General features: G+C 58.3%; 12 protein-coding genes. 3 read left to right on the top strand and 9 right to left on the bottom strand.

Going from position 1 to position 14,482, the window contains the following annotated elements; translation table 11 throughout:
- Window positions 1-4: 4 nt before the first annotated feature.
- From IFT84_RS15580 to IFT84_RS15565, 4 genes are read right to left on the bottom strand one after another with little or no spacing between them, the layout of a single operon-like run.
- Window positions 5-1,033 carry a trans-3-hydroxy-L-proline dehydratase gene (locus IFT84_RS15580; RefSeq protein WP_192121003.1) on the bottom strand — a complete coding sequence of 343 codons (1,029 nt, stop codon included), beginning with the start codon at window positions 1,031-1,033 and terminating at the stop codon, window positions 5-7.
- Window positions 1,034-1,043: 10 nt separating this feature from the next.
- Window positions 1,044-2,750 carry a cis-3-hydroxy-L-proline dehydratase gene (lhpI, locus tag IFT84_RS15575; protein WP_192121001.1) on the bottom strand — a complete coding sequence of 569 codons (1,707 nt, stop codon included), beginning with the start codon at window positions 2,748-2,750 and terminating at the stop codon, window positions 1,044-1,046.
- Complete coding sequence (locus IFT84_RS15570; protein WP_192120999.1) at window positions 2,747-3,748, bottom strand: 4-hydroxyproline epimerase; 1,002 nt, start codon at window positions 3,746-3,748, stop codon at window positions 2,747-2,749. Before IFT84_RS15570 ends, lhpI begins: the two co-directional genes overlap by 4 nt.
- 14 nt (window positions 3,749-3,762) lie before the next feature.
- Window positions 3,763-5,001 (bottom strand): NAD(P)/FAD-dependent oxidoreductase, encoded by a 1,239-nt coding sequence (locus tag IFT84_RS15565; protein ID WP_192120997.1) that lies wholly within the window; start codon window positions 4,999-5,001, stop codon window positions 3,763-3,765.
- 211 nt (window positions 5,002-5,212) lie between these two features.
- Between IFT84_RS15565 and IFT84_RS15560 the strand changes: the two genes are divergently transcribed.
- Window positions 5,213-6,247 (top strand): Ldh family oxidoreductase, encoded by a 1,035-nt coding sequence (locus IFT84_RS15560; RefSeq protein WP_192120995.1) that lies wholly within the window; start codon window positions 5,213-5,215, stop codon window positions 6,245-6,247.
- Between the two features lie 37 nt (window positions 6,248-6,284).
- Here the strand turns inward: IFT84_RS15560 and IFT84_RS15555 are convergent, their stop codons facing one another.
- The 3 genes from IFT84_RS15555 to IFT84_RS15545 form a co-directional block, all read right to left on the bottom strand.
- A complete protein-coding gene (locus IFT84_RS15555) occupies window positions 6,285-7,247 on the bottom strand; it encodes a dihydrodipicolinate synthase family protein (protein WP_192120992.1) in 963 nt (320 codons plus the stop codon).
- A gap of 154 nt (window positions 7,248-7,401) precedes the next feature.
- Entirely contained in the window at window positions 7,402-9,276 is a 1,875-nt protein-coding gene (locus IFT84_RS15550) for a methyl-accepting chemotaxis protein (RefSeq protein ID WP_192120991.1), read from the bottom strand.
- Between the two features lie 255 nt (window positions 9,277-9,531).
- Window positions 9,532-10,602: an ROK family protein gene (locus IFT84_RS15545; protein WP_192120989.1), complete on the bottom strand. Its 1,071-nt coding sequence runs from the start codon at window positions 10,600-10,602 to the stop codon at window positions 9,532-9,534.
- A 155-nt stretch (window positions 10,603-10,757) separates the two neighbouring features.
- Here IFT84_RS15545 and otsB point away from each other — a divergent pair, with 155 nt between their 5' ends.
- Both otsB and ku (IFT84_RS15535) read left to right on the top strand, forming a co-directional pair.
- Window positions 10,758-11,525 (top strand): trehalose-phosphatase, encoded by a 768-nt coding sequence (otsB, locus tag IFT84_RS15540; RefSeq protein WP_192120987.1) that lies wholly within the window; start codon window positions 10,758-10,760, stop codon window positions 11,523-11,525.
- 66 nt (window positions 11,526-11,591) lie between these two features.
- The gene (ku, locus tag IFT84_RS15535) at window positions 11,592-12,398 is read left to right on the top strand and encodes a non-homologous end joining protein Ku (protein WP_192120986.1); all 807 of its coding nucleotides are present in this window, start codon (window positions 11,592-11,594) and stop codon (window positions 12,396-12,398) included.
- Between the two features lie 16 nt (window positions 12,399-12,414).
- Here the strand turns inward: ku (IFT84_RS15535) and ku (IFT84_RS15530) are convergent, their stop codons facing one another.
- Window positions 12,415-13,284: a non-homologous end joining protein Ku gene (gene ku, locus IFT84_RS15530; protein ID WP_192120984.1), complete on the bottom strand. Its 870-nt coding sequence runs from the start codon at window positions 13,282-13,284 to the stop codon at window positions 12,415-12,417.
- 78 nt (window positions 13,285-13,362) lie between these two features.
- Complete coding sequence (locus tag IFT84_RS15525) at window positions 13,363-14,265, bottom strand: glycosyl hydrolase 53 family protein (protein ID WP_192120981.1); 903 nt, start codon at window positions 14,263-14,265, stop codon at window positions 13,363-13,365.
- Window positions 14,266-14,482 lie beyond the last annotated feature (217 nt).

Here is a 14,482-nt window from a genome sequence, read left to right as displayed (position 1 = left end):
GGGTTTACCGAGCGCCCCAGGTATCGGACAGGCGATATCCCTCCGGCCAGGGGTCCGAGGGGTCCAGCATGTGCTGGTGTGTTCCGGTAATCCAACCCCGTCCGGAAATCTCCGGCAGAACGGCAGGGAGGTGGCCGACCATGGTCGTTCCCAAAATCCTGCCGGTGAACGTTGAGCCAATCAGCGATACCGCTTCCAATGTTTCGCCTTCACGCATCAGCCCGCGCTGATGCAGGACGGCCATGCGGGCCGACAAGGCCGTGCCGGTGGGTGAGCGATCCACCTTGCCGGGCTGTATGGCAACGGCAGCGCCGGCACGCAGACCGTGTTCCGTGCGCGTGACGGGACCGGCAAACAGGCAGAAAGAAAAATGCCGCCAGTCGGGATTGTCAGGATGATGGAAGGCCAACGCCGCATTGGCAGCATTGGTGATGCGCACGCCGAGACGGGCAATATCATGCGCCTCATCCGGCACCAGCGCGAAGCCGATAGTGGCGGCATCGACAATCACGAAACTGTCGCCACCATAGGCGGTATCGACCGTCAGTGTTCCTAGTCCTTCTACTTCCAGTGCTGTATCCAGCGTTTCGGCAAAGCTGGGCAGGTTCTGGACGAAAATACGCTCGGCCTTGCCGTTTCGGCACTCAGCCCGCACCTTGACCAGCCCGCCGGGCGCTTCCAGCGTCAAATGGGTAACAGGCTCTTGCATGGGAATAATGCCGCTATCCAGCAGGACGGTGGCGACGCAGATGGAGTTTGAGCCTGACATGGGCGGCGTGTCCTCCGGCTCCATGATGATGAAAGTCGCGTCTGCCAACGGGTTTTTGGGCGGCACCAGCAGATTGACGTGGCGAAACACGCCACCGCGCGGCTCGTTCAGCACAAAATTGCGCAGCGTCTGGTCTTTGGCAATCCAGCGGCTCTGCTCCCAGACCGTGTCTCCCGGAGGCGGCGTGACGCCGCCCACAATCACATCGCCCACCTCACCCTCGGCATGGGCGGAGATGACGTGAATGGTTTTCGTGCTGCGCATGGTTGTCCCCTTATGAAAGCCAGACCGGCAGGTCAGGTGGTACGCGCCCCGTCAGTGCGGCCGTGACACAGGCAGCCAGACTGCCGAAGCGCACCGCGCGACCACTCAAGCCCGGCCCGTAATGGGCGTATTTGCCGGAATTGGTCATCACAGCACGGGTGCCGACGGGAAAGACAGGCTCGGAGATGGAGCACCAGCACAGGTCAGGCAGAACCTGCACACCACTTTCTTCCAGCCTCGCCAGCGTTCCGTCCCCAAGCGCCTGGGCGATAACTTGATGCCCGGCGGTTACAATCACCGCCACCCCATCTCGCGTCCGCCGACCTGCGAAGGCATCCGCCAGCGCCTGACATTCGCTAAGCGACGCGTGTGGACTGCCGATGGCGACCAGTTCCACCGTTTCCGGCCCGCAATTGAGCGCCGCCCATGCGTGCTGCAGGTCGGCTTGCGTAATGGTTCGATGATCGACCGGGCCAGCGATTGCTTCCGCCGCTTCCGGCGTAACACCTTCGATATGCAGCATGGGGGCGGCGGATGTGGTGCCGAAGGCAGCGCATAGCGCTTTCAAATGATCACGCGAAGGGGCTGCGGAGGCCAGCCCGCGCAGCAGCGCAATACAATCAGGCGCCTTGCTTCCTGCAATGTAACCGATCAGCGGCCAGAAGGCGTCGTCCCAGAAGGCATCATCAATGTGCGCAGGAAGGTGCACGTCTATGATGCGGGTCGCTTTACGGTTGGCTGTGAGGTAGACGCCGGAAAGCGGTGCGCGGCCTGTAAGCGCGATGCACAAATCTAGAAAATCCGGATGCTTGGCCGTGCGCGCGCCAAGCACGGTGTTGGCGTAGATGACCGCATTGGATTCCGCCCATGCAATGGATTCTCCCGCAACAGGCGCACCGTCCAGCAGGTAGGGGGAACAGGTGAAGGTCGGGCGGCAGCCCATGCGCACATAGGCATCTGCCAGCCGTGCTGCCGGTGCGCCGAAGCTTGGCAGCACGCCTTGTTCGGCCCAGTTCGCGTGATCGACGGATATGGCATTCATGGTGGTTGGAATACACACTTGCGCACCCATATCGGCCATGGTTTGCGCAAATGTGAGATTGGCGGGGCTGGCATAAATGCAGCCATCGATATGGCCTTGGGTCACATCGGTCAGACAGTGCGCATCCTGCTGGGCCGCCATCGCGCAGATGATACGCATGGCCTGTCGAACGGCAAGTCCCTGACCGCCGTCCAGCATGGCGCGGTCGGCATCGCTCAGGCGTAACGCGGAGGTCGCAGGCGGAGTGAGCGCAATGGTGACGCCATCGAATTGCAGCGATGTGTCTATGATGGTGGTCGTGTCTGCCCGCTCGATCTTGTCCATCACATCAGGCGATACCCGTACCACCGGAAGGGAGTGGCCGAACATTTCGGCGGCGATCAGCGCCCCCAGGGTTAGCACATCCTCTGCCTCGCTGAAGATCAGCGCAGCCGGGGCTCGGCCCGATAGTGCCATATCAAGCAGCACACCGGAGCCGGAGCACGACCCACGGCTGGAGGGCAGAGCAAGAATTTTGCCAGTCAGACAGTGATCATGCAGCGGGTGGTGGATGTCGATGACCGTACCGGTCGCCGGATCAACCCCGCCCCAAAAGCTCAAGGGTTCACGCGAGGCGATTACCGGCCCATGCGCTGTGCCGGCCAGAATGATGCGGGCCGGGACGGTGTCGCTCATTTGACCACGAAGCCATGCGCGAAGGGGTCGCGATCGTCGATGAAAATGGTGTTGTAGCCGGTCATCCGGGCCCAACCGGCCACGGAGGGGATGATGGCATCGCGACCGGCAACGGTCGTAGCCGCTTCCACCCGTCCTTTAAAGAGCGAGCCTATGATGGATTCATGCACAAACTCGTCCCCGACCTTCAGCTTGCCCTTGGCTGCAAGCTGCGCCATGCGGGCGGACGTGCCTGTGCCGCAGGGGGAGCGGTCGATGGCCTTTTCGCCGTAAAACACCGCATTGCGGGCATGGGCTTGTGGTTGAGTCGGCTGGCCGGTCCACTGGATATGGCTCAACCCCTGAATTTCCGGGTGTTCAGGATGGATAAATTCGTACTTCGCATTCAGCGCCGCCCGCAGTTTCGGGCTCCAGCCGATGAGTTCGCCGGCCGTATGGTCGGCAATGTCGCGGAAGTTCTTCTGCGGCTCGACGATGGCGTAGAAATTACCGCCATAGGCAACATCGACGATGATTTCGCCGAGACCCTCCACCTCCGCCGTCAGCCCTTCAGCATGCAGGAAGCCGGGAACGTTGGTCAGGCGCACTTCTTCCACAAAGCGGCCTTCCTGCCGGTAGGTGATATCCACCTTGCCCGCTGGCGCATCGATGGACAGTTTGCCTGGCTGACGCGGGGTAATCAGCCCGTTTTCAATGGCCATGGTGATGGTGCCGATGGTGCCGTGGCCGCACATGGGCAGGCAACCGGATGTTTCGATGAACAGCACGGCCACATCGCAATCGGGCCGTGTCGGCGGATACAGAATGGAGCCCGACATCATGTCATGGCCGCGGGGCTCATACATCAGGCCTGTGCGAATCCAGTCAAACTCGCGCAGAAAATGAGCGCGCTTTTCCAGCATGGTGGCACCTTCAAGGCGCGGGCCACCGCCGGACACCAGACGCACCGGATTGCCGCAGGTGTGGCCGTCGATGCACGAAAAAGTGTGGTTTGCCATGGTCTAATCCTTGATCAAAAACGTTGCGGCGAGAAGGGTGTCAGATCCAGTGCGCTGGGCTTGCCGGTCAAAAGATCCGCCACCAGCCGGGCCGTACCTGCTGATTGTGTCAAGCCGAGATGCCCGTGCCCGAAGGCGTATAGCACGTTTGCGCTGGCCTTAGCCGCGCCGATGGCGGGGAGGCTATCGGGCAGCGACGGGCGAAAGCCCATCCACTGTTTGCCACCGGACGCATCCAGCCCGGGCAGAAACTCTTGCGCCTTTTTCAGCATGGCCTCAGACCGTCGATAGTTGGGCGGCAGCTCCAGCCCACCCAGTTCCACCGCGCCGCCGACACGCAGACCGGATGTCAGCTTTGTCACCACGAAACCATGCCCGCCGAACGTAATCTGTGTGCGCAGATCGAAAGCATTGTCCGGCAGGGTGGTATTGTACCCGCGTTCCGTTTCCAATGGAATGCGCTCACCAATGGTGCGGGCCAGCCGGTGCGAAAATGCGCCTGCGCACACCACTACCTTTGCGCACCGATAGTCTGGACCGGTCGTGGTGATCGTCACGCCATCGGCGTCAGGTTTCAGCGTCTGCGCCTGCGCTGTTTCCAACCGGCCACCAGTGGCGACAAAATGCTCGGCAAGCGCCAGAGTATAAAGCTTGGGATCGGCAATGGAAAACCAGCCGGGTGTAAACGTGCCGCGCACGAAACGGGGGCTCAGGCCCGGCTGTATGTGTGTCATCTCGTTGGCGTTCAAATGCTCGAACGCGATACCATGGGCCGCGCGCGCCTGCCAGCCGGGCAGTGAGTCCTGAAATTCTGCCTCGCTCTCGTACACCTGAAGATTGCCATCCTTGCGCAGCATGTCTGCCGTGCCGGTTTGCTGCAAAAACGGCTCAAGTTCCGCCTTGGACAGGTCCATCATAGCGGTTTGGGCCGCAATTGCCTGCTCGACACGCGCGGGTGAGCAGGCACGCCAGAACCGCACCATCCATGGCGCTATGCGAAGCGCGTAGGCCGGAGGTAAGGACAGAGGGCCCAGCGGGTCCAGCAACCACTTTGGCGCTTTTTTCAAAATGCCGGGAGAGGCGAGCGGCAAGATATCGGTGAACGCAAAGGCACCGGCGTTGCCAGCCGACGCGCCGGCTGCGGGACCTTCTTTGTCAATGACAGTCACGGTCAGGCCCCGTCTTTGCGCCGCAATCGCGACGGACAGTCCAACGACACCGGCACCGATGACGATTACATCTTGCTTAGACATTGTTTGCCGAACGCATGGAGGCACATTGCATTGACGTCATGACTGATTTTCCATTGTAAATATGGTCGCTATCTATCCTGCTTCGTCTCCTTGAAATCAACTGAAAATACAAAAAATATACAAGATTGGGAAGGTGCATTGGCTTGCGCAGATTTTTGCTTAAGCTAGGCACAACCGGGCAGCATTCGCCGCAGTCGATGAAAGGCATATCATGACAGAAACGACCCTGACAGTTGCGCAACTAACGGACCGCGTCACCGCAGTTTTTCAAAAGGCGAGCCTCAATCCACAACAGGCGGAGGCGGTAACGGAGGTCATTGTGGCCGGCGAACGCGATGCTTGTAAATCGCATGGCATTTTCCGTATCGAAGGCGCATTGCGCACGGTAAAGGCGGGCAAAGTTCAGCCGCAGGCGGTGCCGGAACTGGTTCAGCAGGAGGCGTCGGCCATTGTTCGGGTTAATGCCAAAGGCGGGTTTGCCAATGCTGCCTTTGCGTTGGGCTTGCCGGTGTTGGCTGAGCGCGCGCGCACCCATGGACTGGCGGCGTTGGTCATCAATGACTGTACGCACTTTTCTGCGCTCTGGCCGGAGGTGGAGGCCGTTACCGCCCATGGGCTTGCAGCCATGGTCATGTGCCCAAGCTACGCAACGGTTGCGCCCACCGGTGGCAATAAGCCGCTGCTGGGCACCAACCCCTTTGCCTTCGGTTGGCCGCGTCAGGACCAGCCGCCCTATGTGTTTGACTTTGCGACATCGGTTGCGGCCCGAGGCGAAATCGAGCTGCATCGCCGCGCAGGCAAACCCCTGCCGGAGGGCTGGGCGCTGGACGCTGGCGGCAATGCAACCACGGAGCCGGAAGCAGCCCTTGGCGGGGCCATGCTGCCTTTTGGCGGTCATAAGGGTTCTGCGATCGGCACCATGATCGAGCTTCTGGCCGGCATCATGATCGGGGACCTTACCAGCCCGGAAGTGCTGGATTTTTTGGGGTCCACCGCACTGTCACCCAAGCATGGCGAACTGATTATCGCGTTCTCGCCGGAGGCATTCGCAGCGGGGCGCGCGGGTGATCCGTTTGCACGGGCGGAGGTTCTGTTTGACGCGATTGTGGGGCAGGGTGCACGGCTGCCTTCCCAGCGTCGCTTTGCGGCACGAGCAAAATCGGATGTACAGGGAATCGTGTTGAGCGAGGCGGAAATTGTCTATTTGGACCGCCTGCTGGCAGAGGGGCTTGACGCCATCGGCTGATAGCAGAAGGCCCTCTGGTGAGAGGGCCTTTTTTTGGTCAGGGCTTGCAGGTCTGTACAGCTCCGGGGTGCTGGCTCCATTGTGCGTACCATGTTTTGAACAGCGTCAGTTGCGCTTCCACGTAACCGCGCTGGCTTTCCGAAAGCGCATCGCTCTCATTGAAGTGCAATGTGTACTCGCTGTCGCCGTTCAGCACCATCATGTGCTTGAAATAGAGAACGAGATCCGGGCCTTCATCGAACGATGAGAGTACCGCGATGGCCTGTTCCAGTTCAAGGGCGCGCTGGCGCGCATCCGCATCGCCCTTGGCAGCGGCTTGCGCCAGATTGCAGAGGTGAATGACTTCCTTTGGCAGGACATTGCCGATACCGGTGATGGCGCCGGATGCGCCGCAATTGACAAAACCGTGCACCACTGCCGTGTCGACACCCACCATCAGCGAGACGTTATCATCGCGGCTGGTGATGTTCTCAGCGGCATAGCGCATGTCGGCAGGGCCGCCGAACTCCTTGAAGCCAACGAGGTTGTCGTGCTCGGCCCGGAGCGCGAAGAACAGGTCTGCGCGGGTTGCAAAACCGTAGTACGGGCTATTGTAGATCACCGCTGGCAGATCGGGTGCTGCGCTCAAAACAGCCTTGAAATGATCCTTCTGAGCGGCCAGAGACGGGCCCCGCGACAACACCCGAGGGATAACCATGAGGCCGTGTGCACCAACTTTCTGGGCGTGGGCCGCATGGGCCACGGCCAAGGCGGTGTTGACAGCCCCGGTCCCAACGATCACCCGCACGCCAGCTTTCACCAAACGCTCAACGCCTTCCATGCGCTGTGCGTCGGTCAAGAGCGGCCAATCGCCCATCGAGCCGCAATAGACCACGGACGACATGCCATGTGCAATCAACTCCTGCGCCTTGCGCACGAGTGCGTCATAATCGGGCATGCGGTCCGCAGTGCAGGGCGTCATCAAGGCGGGTATAACGCCGGAGAAAATATTGGCTGTCATGGCACATCCTTTGGTCGGTTTCACGATGGAGCCTTCGCAAAGCGCTCAAGCAGCCATCCGTTTGTAGCCATATTAACCTCTGTATTTTATTTGTCGACAAGATTTATTCGAACGGTCCCCGGTAAAACAGGAACCGTTTTTGATAGGTTAGCCGTTAAAACTCGCTCCATTCCGGTTTCAAAGCCGCATTGCCGCTTGTCCTGAAGCGGGGCAGGGGTGCGGTGCGTGCCGCGAGCGTATGTGTCGGCGCACCGGTTTCGGCCAGTTGAAACTGTCCAACCAGTTCACGCAGACGTTTGGCCTCGGTGGCCAGGGTTACGCTGGCGGCGTTTGTTTCTTCCACCATGGCCGCGTTTTGCTGGGTGACCTGATCCATCTGGTTGACGGCTGTGTTGACTTCCGAGAGGCCGACTGACTGCTCCCGTGCAGCGGTGGCTATGGCAGACATATGGCCGTTGATGGAAATGATGAAACCCTCGATGGTTTTGAGCGAAGCCCCGGTTTCGCTGACCAGTTTCACGCCCATCTGCACCTGCGAGCCGGAGTGGCGGATAAGCTCCTTGATTTCCTTGGCAGCACTGGCTGAACGTTGTGCCAGTTCCCGCACTTCCTGTGCAACAACCGCAAAACCTCGGCCGGCATCTCCCGCCCGGGCTGCTTCAACGCCTGCGTTCAAAGCCAAGAGGTTCGTTTGGAATGCAATCTCGTCTATAACACCGATGATGCTGGAAATCTGGTTTGAGGATTGCTCAATCCGGCCCATGGCGTTGACTGCGTCCGCTACAACGATGCCCGACTGCTCGGCACTGGCATTGGCCTGCTCGGCGATTTCCCGCGCCTCATCCACGCGCTTGGACGATGTGCTGACATTGACGGTAATCTGATCCAATGCTGCGGCCGTTTCTTCCAGCGATGCGGCCTGCTGCTCCGTCCTGCGTGACAGGTCATCCGCGCTTTGGCTGATTTCCCGTGTGCCATCATCCAGATGCAGGGTGGACTGCGATACGGCGAGAAGCGTTTTGCCAAGCTGATTGACCGCTGCATTCAGGTCGTGGCGTAAGGCCTCAAAGTCCGGCGAGAAAGGCTCCGTCAGTTCAAAGTTCAGCTCGCCCGCTGCCAGACGGCGCAGACCACCGGCCAGCCCTGCCGTGGCCTGTTCCAGACGGGCCTGTGCAGCGGCTTCTGCATCTGCGGTTACACGAATGCGCTCCGCTTCCTGCGCACGGCGGGCCTCCTCCGCTTCAAGCTCCAACTGCCTGTTATGAATCGCCGCCTGGCGAAACACTTCAACGGATGCAACCATCTGCCCGATTTCGTCGCGGCGGTCAGCTCCTTCGATCTGGACGCTCAGATCACCGTTTGCCAGCTTGCGCATGGTATGGTTGATGTTCGTCAGGGGCGTGGTCACTCCTCGCGACACGATCCAGAGACAGGCGGCCACAATGAGCGCAGAAATGGCAGCCAAACCGAAAATCAGCATATTGCTGCGTGACCGTGATACCTCAGCCCGTGCATATTCCTGCTTGGCGACGCGCAACTGCAGTGCCACAAGATCGGCAACCGGTTTTGCAAGAGGGTCGATGATGGGAAAAAGGCGTTGCACCACGAAACCATGCAAGCGCCGCTGATCTCTGGCAGCGACGATGGCGCTCAACTCCTCAAGAGGCTGGCGCGAGGCTTGGCGCATGCGTTCAAACTCTTCGACGATGACGCGTTCTTCATCCGTCATGTGGGTCGCGTCATAAGCCGTCCACGCGGTTTCGATGGCAGTTGCGGATTTGGTCAGGTTTTCCTGCCCTTGCTCCCAGGACAGCGTGCCGCTGTCCAGTTTGTGTGCTGTATCGACAATGTCGACGGCGTAACTGTCGCCGATGGTCTTGAGCAATGCGAGTGGCTGGACCCGGTCTTCAACGATGCTGCGGGTGCGTTCGGACGCCGATTGAAGGGACAGGAAGGCTAGAATGGACGTGCTGAAGAGAAGAAGGGCAAGTGCGCCCAAGCATGCGAAAAGCTTGAATCGTATCGTCATGATCACTGACTATCCGTAGAGATTCGGGATTTGCCAGCATCATGCTTGCTGTCAACAAGCGGGCAAAGGTGCAGGGACACTTCGAAGTGCAATGGAACGCCAGCGAGACGCTGCGCCAGTTTTGCTCATTTCGAAGTCGGAATGAAGGTCCGGAGCTGCATCCTGAAGCGTTTGTGTTTAAAAGTCGTATATTGCACGGCAGATTTTGCCTAAAACTACGGCTGATCCAAATATGGTGATTGTTATAGAGGGCTCTTACCGTTTGTTGGTGAAGCGTGCATTGCCCAGACCGGTACCAATTGTCACGACGCCCCACTCGTCCACATCCTGCATAAACGGGATTTGTGACAATCCCTGCACCACGGCATCATTGTGAATGATAACAAAGGTCTCGTGATCGTCAATTTCGGGTATAGCGTCCTTCAGCGCGACGGCCAAATTGAATGTTTCGCTTTCCCAGTTTCCCCCTGGCAGGTTTTGTCCACCGCGTTTGATGGAGCCATCGGCTTCTATAATTCCCGGGCAGGCAACGCCAATCACCGGCGCTGGCTCGAATTTTTCTTTATCGGCGGCCGCAATCAGGTTGCGGATCATATCGACCAACTGTTCAATCATTCCGCTGCGCGAAGGATCGTCGTCCGCATGACGCCAGATTTCCGATTTCCAGACTTCCGCCTTGGACAGGTCCTTGCTGAGATTGCTGTTGAGTTTCACAATGCCTGCGCGCACATTGGTGCCGCCGATATCGACCGCAATCATGGCCTGGTGACCCTTCAACATCCATGATGGCATGAGGTGTGCGGCGCCAATCAGCCCGGCGTCGTCGGGATGGTGATGGATTGGCTGCAGCGTCACATCCAGACCATCGGCCTGCAGCAGCAGGGAGGCCCGCGCAATGGCAAGTTCCCCGGCGGCACTCTCTTTAAAGCCGCCGCCAACCATCACACGTTGCGTATCCTTCCACGCCTTCTGGCGCATATAGGCCTTCAAAATCTTTGCCAACTGGCGTGCGAAGTCATCTATAGCACTGAGGATAAGCGCAGCCGCGTCACGGTCTGGCCCTGTCAGAGCCTTGTCGATATCTTTTTTGGACAGATCGGTGGTTTTGGTTTCGCCGAAGGGGTCATGGCCCGACTTACCGACCAGCTTGCGCCAGTCGTCCAGAAAATCAATGAAAGCGGATTTGTTCGCCTTATCGCCGATAAAGCCATCCTTGTCACGAAGCTCCAGATTGTAGCTATCCACCGTCACCGATGGCAGTTCCACGGCTCCATGATGGATAGGCATCGCCGGATTTTGCTGCGCGTCCACTTTCCCCTTGGCCATTCGTTTCCCTGCGTATTGAGTGCTGACGCCCACAAACGCAAAACGCGGGCAGAGGTTCCAAAAGCCCTCGCCAAATCCTAAACCTTGTCGAATAAAATCAGAGGCCTAGCTTAGATCACCGAGATTAAAACATGTAAAACCTTGAGGCACATGCCATGCAGGACGAAGAAACCATCCAGTCAATCCTGAGGGTTTTGCGGGGAGAGCCGGATCGCTGGGCTTTGTTTCTGGATATTGATGGTACGCTTCTCGATCTGGCGCTGACCCCGGAGGGCATTTTCGTGCCACCGGATTTGCCGCCGGCGCTCAACGCAGTGTCGCAGAAGCTCGGCGGTGCGCTGGCGTTGGTTACGGGGAGGGCGCTGCCCTTTGCAGATAGTCTCTTTGCTCCGTTTCGCTTTCCCGTGGCCGGCTTGCACGGCGCCGAAATGCGCTTGGCCAACGGCCTTGCTTTGCTGGCGCAGGCCCCGCCGGCATTCGAAGCTTTAAAACAGGCGCTGACGGAAGAGGCCAGCCAGTGGCCGGGCGTGTTGATTGAGGACAAGGGTGCTGCCGTCGCTGCCCACTATCGGCTGGCGCCTGAGTTCGAGCACATATTAAGTACGCGCATGCAGGTCTATGCAGAGCGGGCAGGCCCCGATTGGACCTTGCAACTCGGTAAAATGGTCTACGAAATTCGTCCCTCGAAGGCGAGCAAGGGCGAGGCTATCCAGCGCTTTATGCTGGAGCCACCATTCGAGGGTCGCCTGCCCATGACGCTGGGCGATGACCTGACAGACGAGTCGATGTTTCTCGCAGCCAATACCAACGGCGGATACTCGGTGCGAGTGGGCACACAATCGCCGGAGACGCATGCGGTGGGCCGTCTGACGGGACCGCAGGATGTGCGGCGGATCATCGAACGTCTGGCCAGCAATGCGTGAGCGCGTCCTAAAGGAACAAAACCGGTTGGCGCGGTGTTTCGCACCATGATGCAGTAGGAGTTCACCATGGCACCCCGGTCCTTTTGGAAAGGTTATCTGAAATTGTCGCTGGTGACGTGCCCGGTATCGATGATGCCTGCCACGACCGATGCCCAAAAAGTCCGTTTTCACACCTTGAACCGCGCGACCGGCAATCGTGTCGTGAGCCGTTACATTGATTCCGAAACAGGCGAGCCTGTGGAAGAGGATGACGAGGTTAAGGGGTACGAGCGCGGTGAAAATGATTACGTCATGCTGGAGGACGACGAGATCGACGCGGTGGGGCTGGAAAGCACCCGCACCATCGATATCGACATGTTTGTGCCGCAGGAATCCATTGAATGGATCTGGTACGATACCCCGCACTATCTAACGACAAATGACAAGGTTGGTGAGGAAGCGTTTGCCGTCATACGCGAAGCCATGGCCCAGAATGGTGTTGTTGGCATCTCGCGGGTGGTGATGTATCGGCGCGAACGTGCTGTTATGCTTGAGCCGCGCGGAAAGGGTATTATCCTTTGGACCTTGCGCTATGGCGACGAGGTGCGCGCTGCCGAAGACTATTTTAAGACCATTGGGAGCGACAAACCGGAATCCAGACAGCTCGCGCTGATGAAATCGTTTATCGACGAGCGCTCGAAGCCTTGGGATCCTTCGATCGTCGATGATCCAGTGCAAGACAGGCTGCTCGAAATCATCGCCGAGAAGAAAAAGGGCAAGGCCAAAAAGAAGCCAAAAGCCAAGGCAAAGGACGATTCAGAGCCCAAGGCCACCAACGTCATCAGCATTATGGATGCGTTGAAGAAGAGCCTTGAAGGCAAGTCATCAAAGTAGCACGAACCGTATGGTGTTAACTGGCCTTCTTGGCTCTAGCAGGCTTGGCTTTCGCTTCAGCTGGCTTCTTGGTCGGCTTTGCCTTCGCCTTGCTTTTCGCAGGCGGTTTGCCCAGTGCTCCCGCACTTTGCCTAAGCGCGTCCATCAGGTCGACAACCTTATCCTTCGCTGGCTCCGGCTTGCGTTCGATCTTGCGCCCTTCGAGCTTGGCCTTCACAAGTTCCGCCAAGGCATCCTCATAGCGGTCATCAAATTTTGATGGATCGAATTTACCCTTCTTCGTGCCAATTATATGCGTCGCAAGATCCAGCATCTCGCCTTTCAGCTCGAGCTCGGGCATATCCTCGAAAGCCTCGTCAGCGGAGCGGACCTCATAATCAAAGTTTAGCGTCGACGCGATCAAACCATCGCCATGGGGTCTGATTAGAACTGTCCGCACCCGGCGAAACAGCACTGTGTTTGCTATTGCTGCGGATTTTTTTGCACGGAGTGCTTCGCGGATCAGGCAGAATACCTCATGCGCCGCCTTGTCAGTTGGGGCAAGATAGTAAGGCTTGTCGAAGTAAACATCATCAATGTCGGCATTCGCAACGAAGGCCTCTACATCCAGCGTCTTGTCGCTTTCCGGTACAGCCGCCGCGACTTCATCGGCTTCGAGCATGATATAGTCACCATCGGTAACCTCATACCCTTTAACCTGATCGTCGCGTTCCACGGGCTTGAAGGTTTCGCTATCCACGAACTCGCGGCGCACCCGGTTGCCGGTTTCCCGGTTCAGTGTGTGGAAGGCAATTCGATCGGATGTTGAGGCAGCAGTATAGAGCGCAACCGCGCAGGTCAGTTCGCCAACTTTAAGATAGCCTTTCCAGTTCGCGCGCGGTGCCAAATCCGTCTCTCCTGATTAACTCCCAGAATGCGTGAACCGTTAGAATGGTTCCGCCCGAAAGCGGCGTCTAATGATCGCTCAAGCGGCGTCATCCAGCAGTTGCGCCCGCAACTCCATCGAGAGGGCAGGGTCGACGCTCATATCGGCCCGGATCAACCCGTGGCTCCAACGGTTGCGTGACCTTGGCGCGTGCCAGGGCGGACAATCCACGATTGGATACCAACAAACACCGGCCACAACCACGCCCTTATCCTGCGCAATGCGCACTTCATCAAGCACATGGCGCATCCAGCGTCCTTTATCGAAGCCCGGATAGCGCGCATGATGAACCCTATGCCCATCATGCCAGCTCGTTTCAGAAACCATCACCGGCTTCCCGTAGCGTCGCCAGGTTTTAAGCAGCACCTTTGAAAGGGTGGTTCGTGCTGTATGTGGGTAATAGTTCACCCCCACCACATCCACATGCACCGCGTTCACGATGTGGTCGGTTGCTTCAAACTGCCGTTCACCGATACCAACAATCGGATCATTGGTTAGGATCCGTACCGATGGATGGTTGTCATAGGCGGCTCGCGCCATGGCAATGGCCGTGTCGATAGCCTCGTGACGCGGGATACGCGCAATAAACGGATAGAGCGACGGCTCGTTGACTGGACACAGCCAGAGGGGAGCATCTCCATGGACCGCGTACGCCGCTTGAGCCACGCTGGTCGCATAAGCGGATGGATCGTCTATGCGATGGTAGTGAGACAAATCCCATACCATCTCGACACCTTCCTCTCGCGCAATGCGAAGCCGCCCGACAACATCGTGGCCGGGCACCAGTCCATCGCGACCCGAAAGAAGCCCGTGGTCGCGCGCATGTCTGTAGTGCTCACGCATGCGGCGTTCGGGCGTATGACCAGTGCTGCGCAACAGATCATGGCAACCGCCATGCACAAGCCCACATTCAAACCCTGCAAGGGTAAAGCTTCGAAACATTGTTTTCTCTGGGTGATTTGGCACAATCTGCGCTCTGGACGTCTACCTATCAGCTTTCATCGGGTTGTGGAAGAAAGCGCTTGCAATCTTGGACAGTTTTGTTAACCTTTTGGTCATACTTGCAGAACCGTCTGGATCACATTATTTCTTGAAATTTCAACCACTTGCACGATTTTCATAAAAACGTTGCAATATGTGTTTGACATTTTTTGGGGTG

The organism is Rhizobium sp. CFBP 8762 (assembly GCF_014841565.1).
GTDB lineage: Bacteria > Pseudomonadota > Alphaproteobacteria > Rhizobiales > Rhizobiaceae > CFBP-8762.
Note: the sequence above shows the minus strand (reverse complement) of the source record. Positions and strands in the feature narration are given on the sequence as shown.

Excerpts from the sequence above, each read along its gene's own strand:
- otsB (WP_192120987.1), top strand. The coding sequence starts at position 10,758 with ATGCAGGACGAAGAAACCATCCAGTCAATCCTGAGGGTTTTGCGGGGA.
- IFT84_RS15555 (WP_192120992.1), bottom strand. The coding sequence starts at position 7,247 with ATGACAGCCAATATTTTCTCCGGCGTTATACCCGCCTTGATGACGCCC.
- IFT84_RS15550 (WP_192120991.1), bottom strand. The coding sequence starts at position 9,276 with ATGACGATACGATTCAAGCTTTTCGCATGCTTGGGCGCACTTGCCCTT.
- IFT84_RS15570 (WP_192120999.1), bottom strand. The coding sequence starts at position 3,748 with ATGGCAAACCACACTTTTTCGTGCATCGACGGCCACACCTGCGGCAAT.
- ku (WP_192120986.1), top strand. The coding sequence starts at position 11,592 with ATGGCACCCCGGTCCTTTTGGAAAGGTTATCTGAAATTGTCGCTGGTG.
- IFT84_RS15545 (WP_192120989.1), bottom strand. The coding sequence starts at position 10,602 with ATGGCCAAGGGGAAAGTGGACGCGCAGCAAAATCCGGCGATGCCTATC.
- lhpI (WP_192121001.1), bottom strand. The coding sequence starts at position 2,750 with ATGAGCGACACCGTCCCGGCCCGCATCATTCTGGCCGGCACAGCGCAT.
- IFT84_RS15560 (WP_192120995.1), top strand. The coding sequence starts at position 5,213 with ATGACAGAAACGACCCTGACAGTTGCGCAACTAACGGACCGCGTCACC.
- IFT84_RS15580 (WP_192121003.1), bottom strand. The coding sequence starts at position 1,033 with ATGCGCAGCACGAAAACCATTCACGTCATCTCCGCCCATGCCGAGGGT.
- IFT84_RS15525 (WP_192120981.1), bottom strand. The coding sequence starts at position 14,265 with ATGTTTCGAAGCTTTACCCTTGCAGGGTTTGAATGTGGGCTTGTGCAT.
- IFT84_RS15565 (WP_192120997.1), bottom strand. The coding sequence starts at position 5,001 with ATGTCTAAGCAAGATGTAATCGTCATCGGTGCCGGTGTCGTTGGACTG.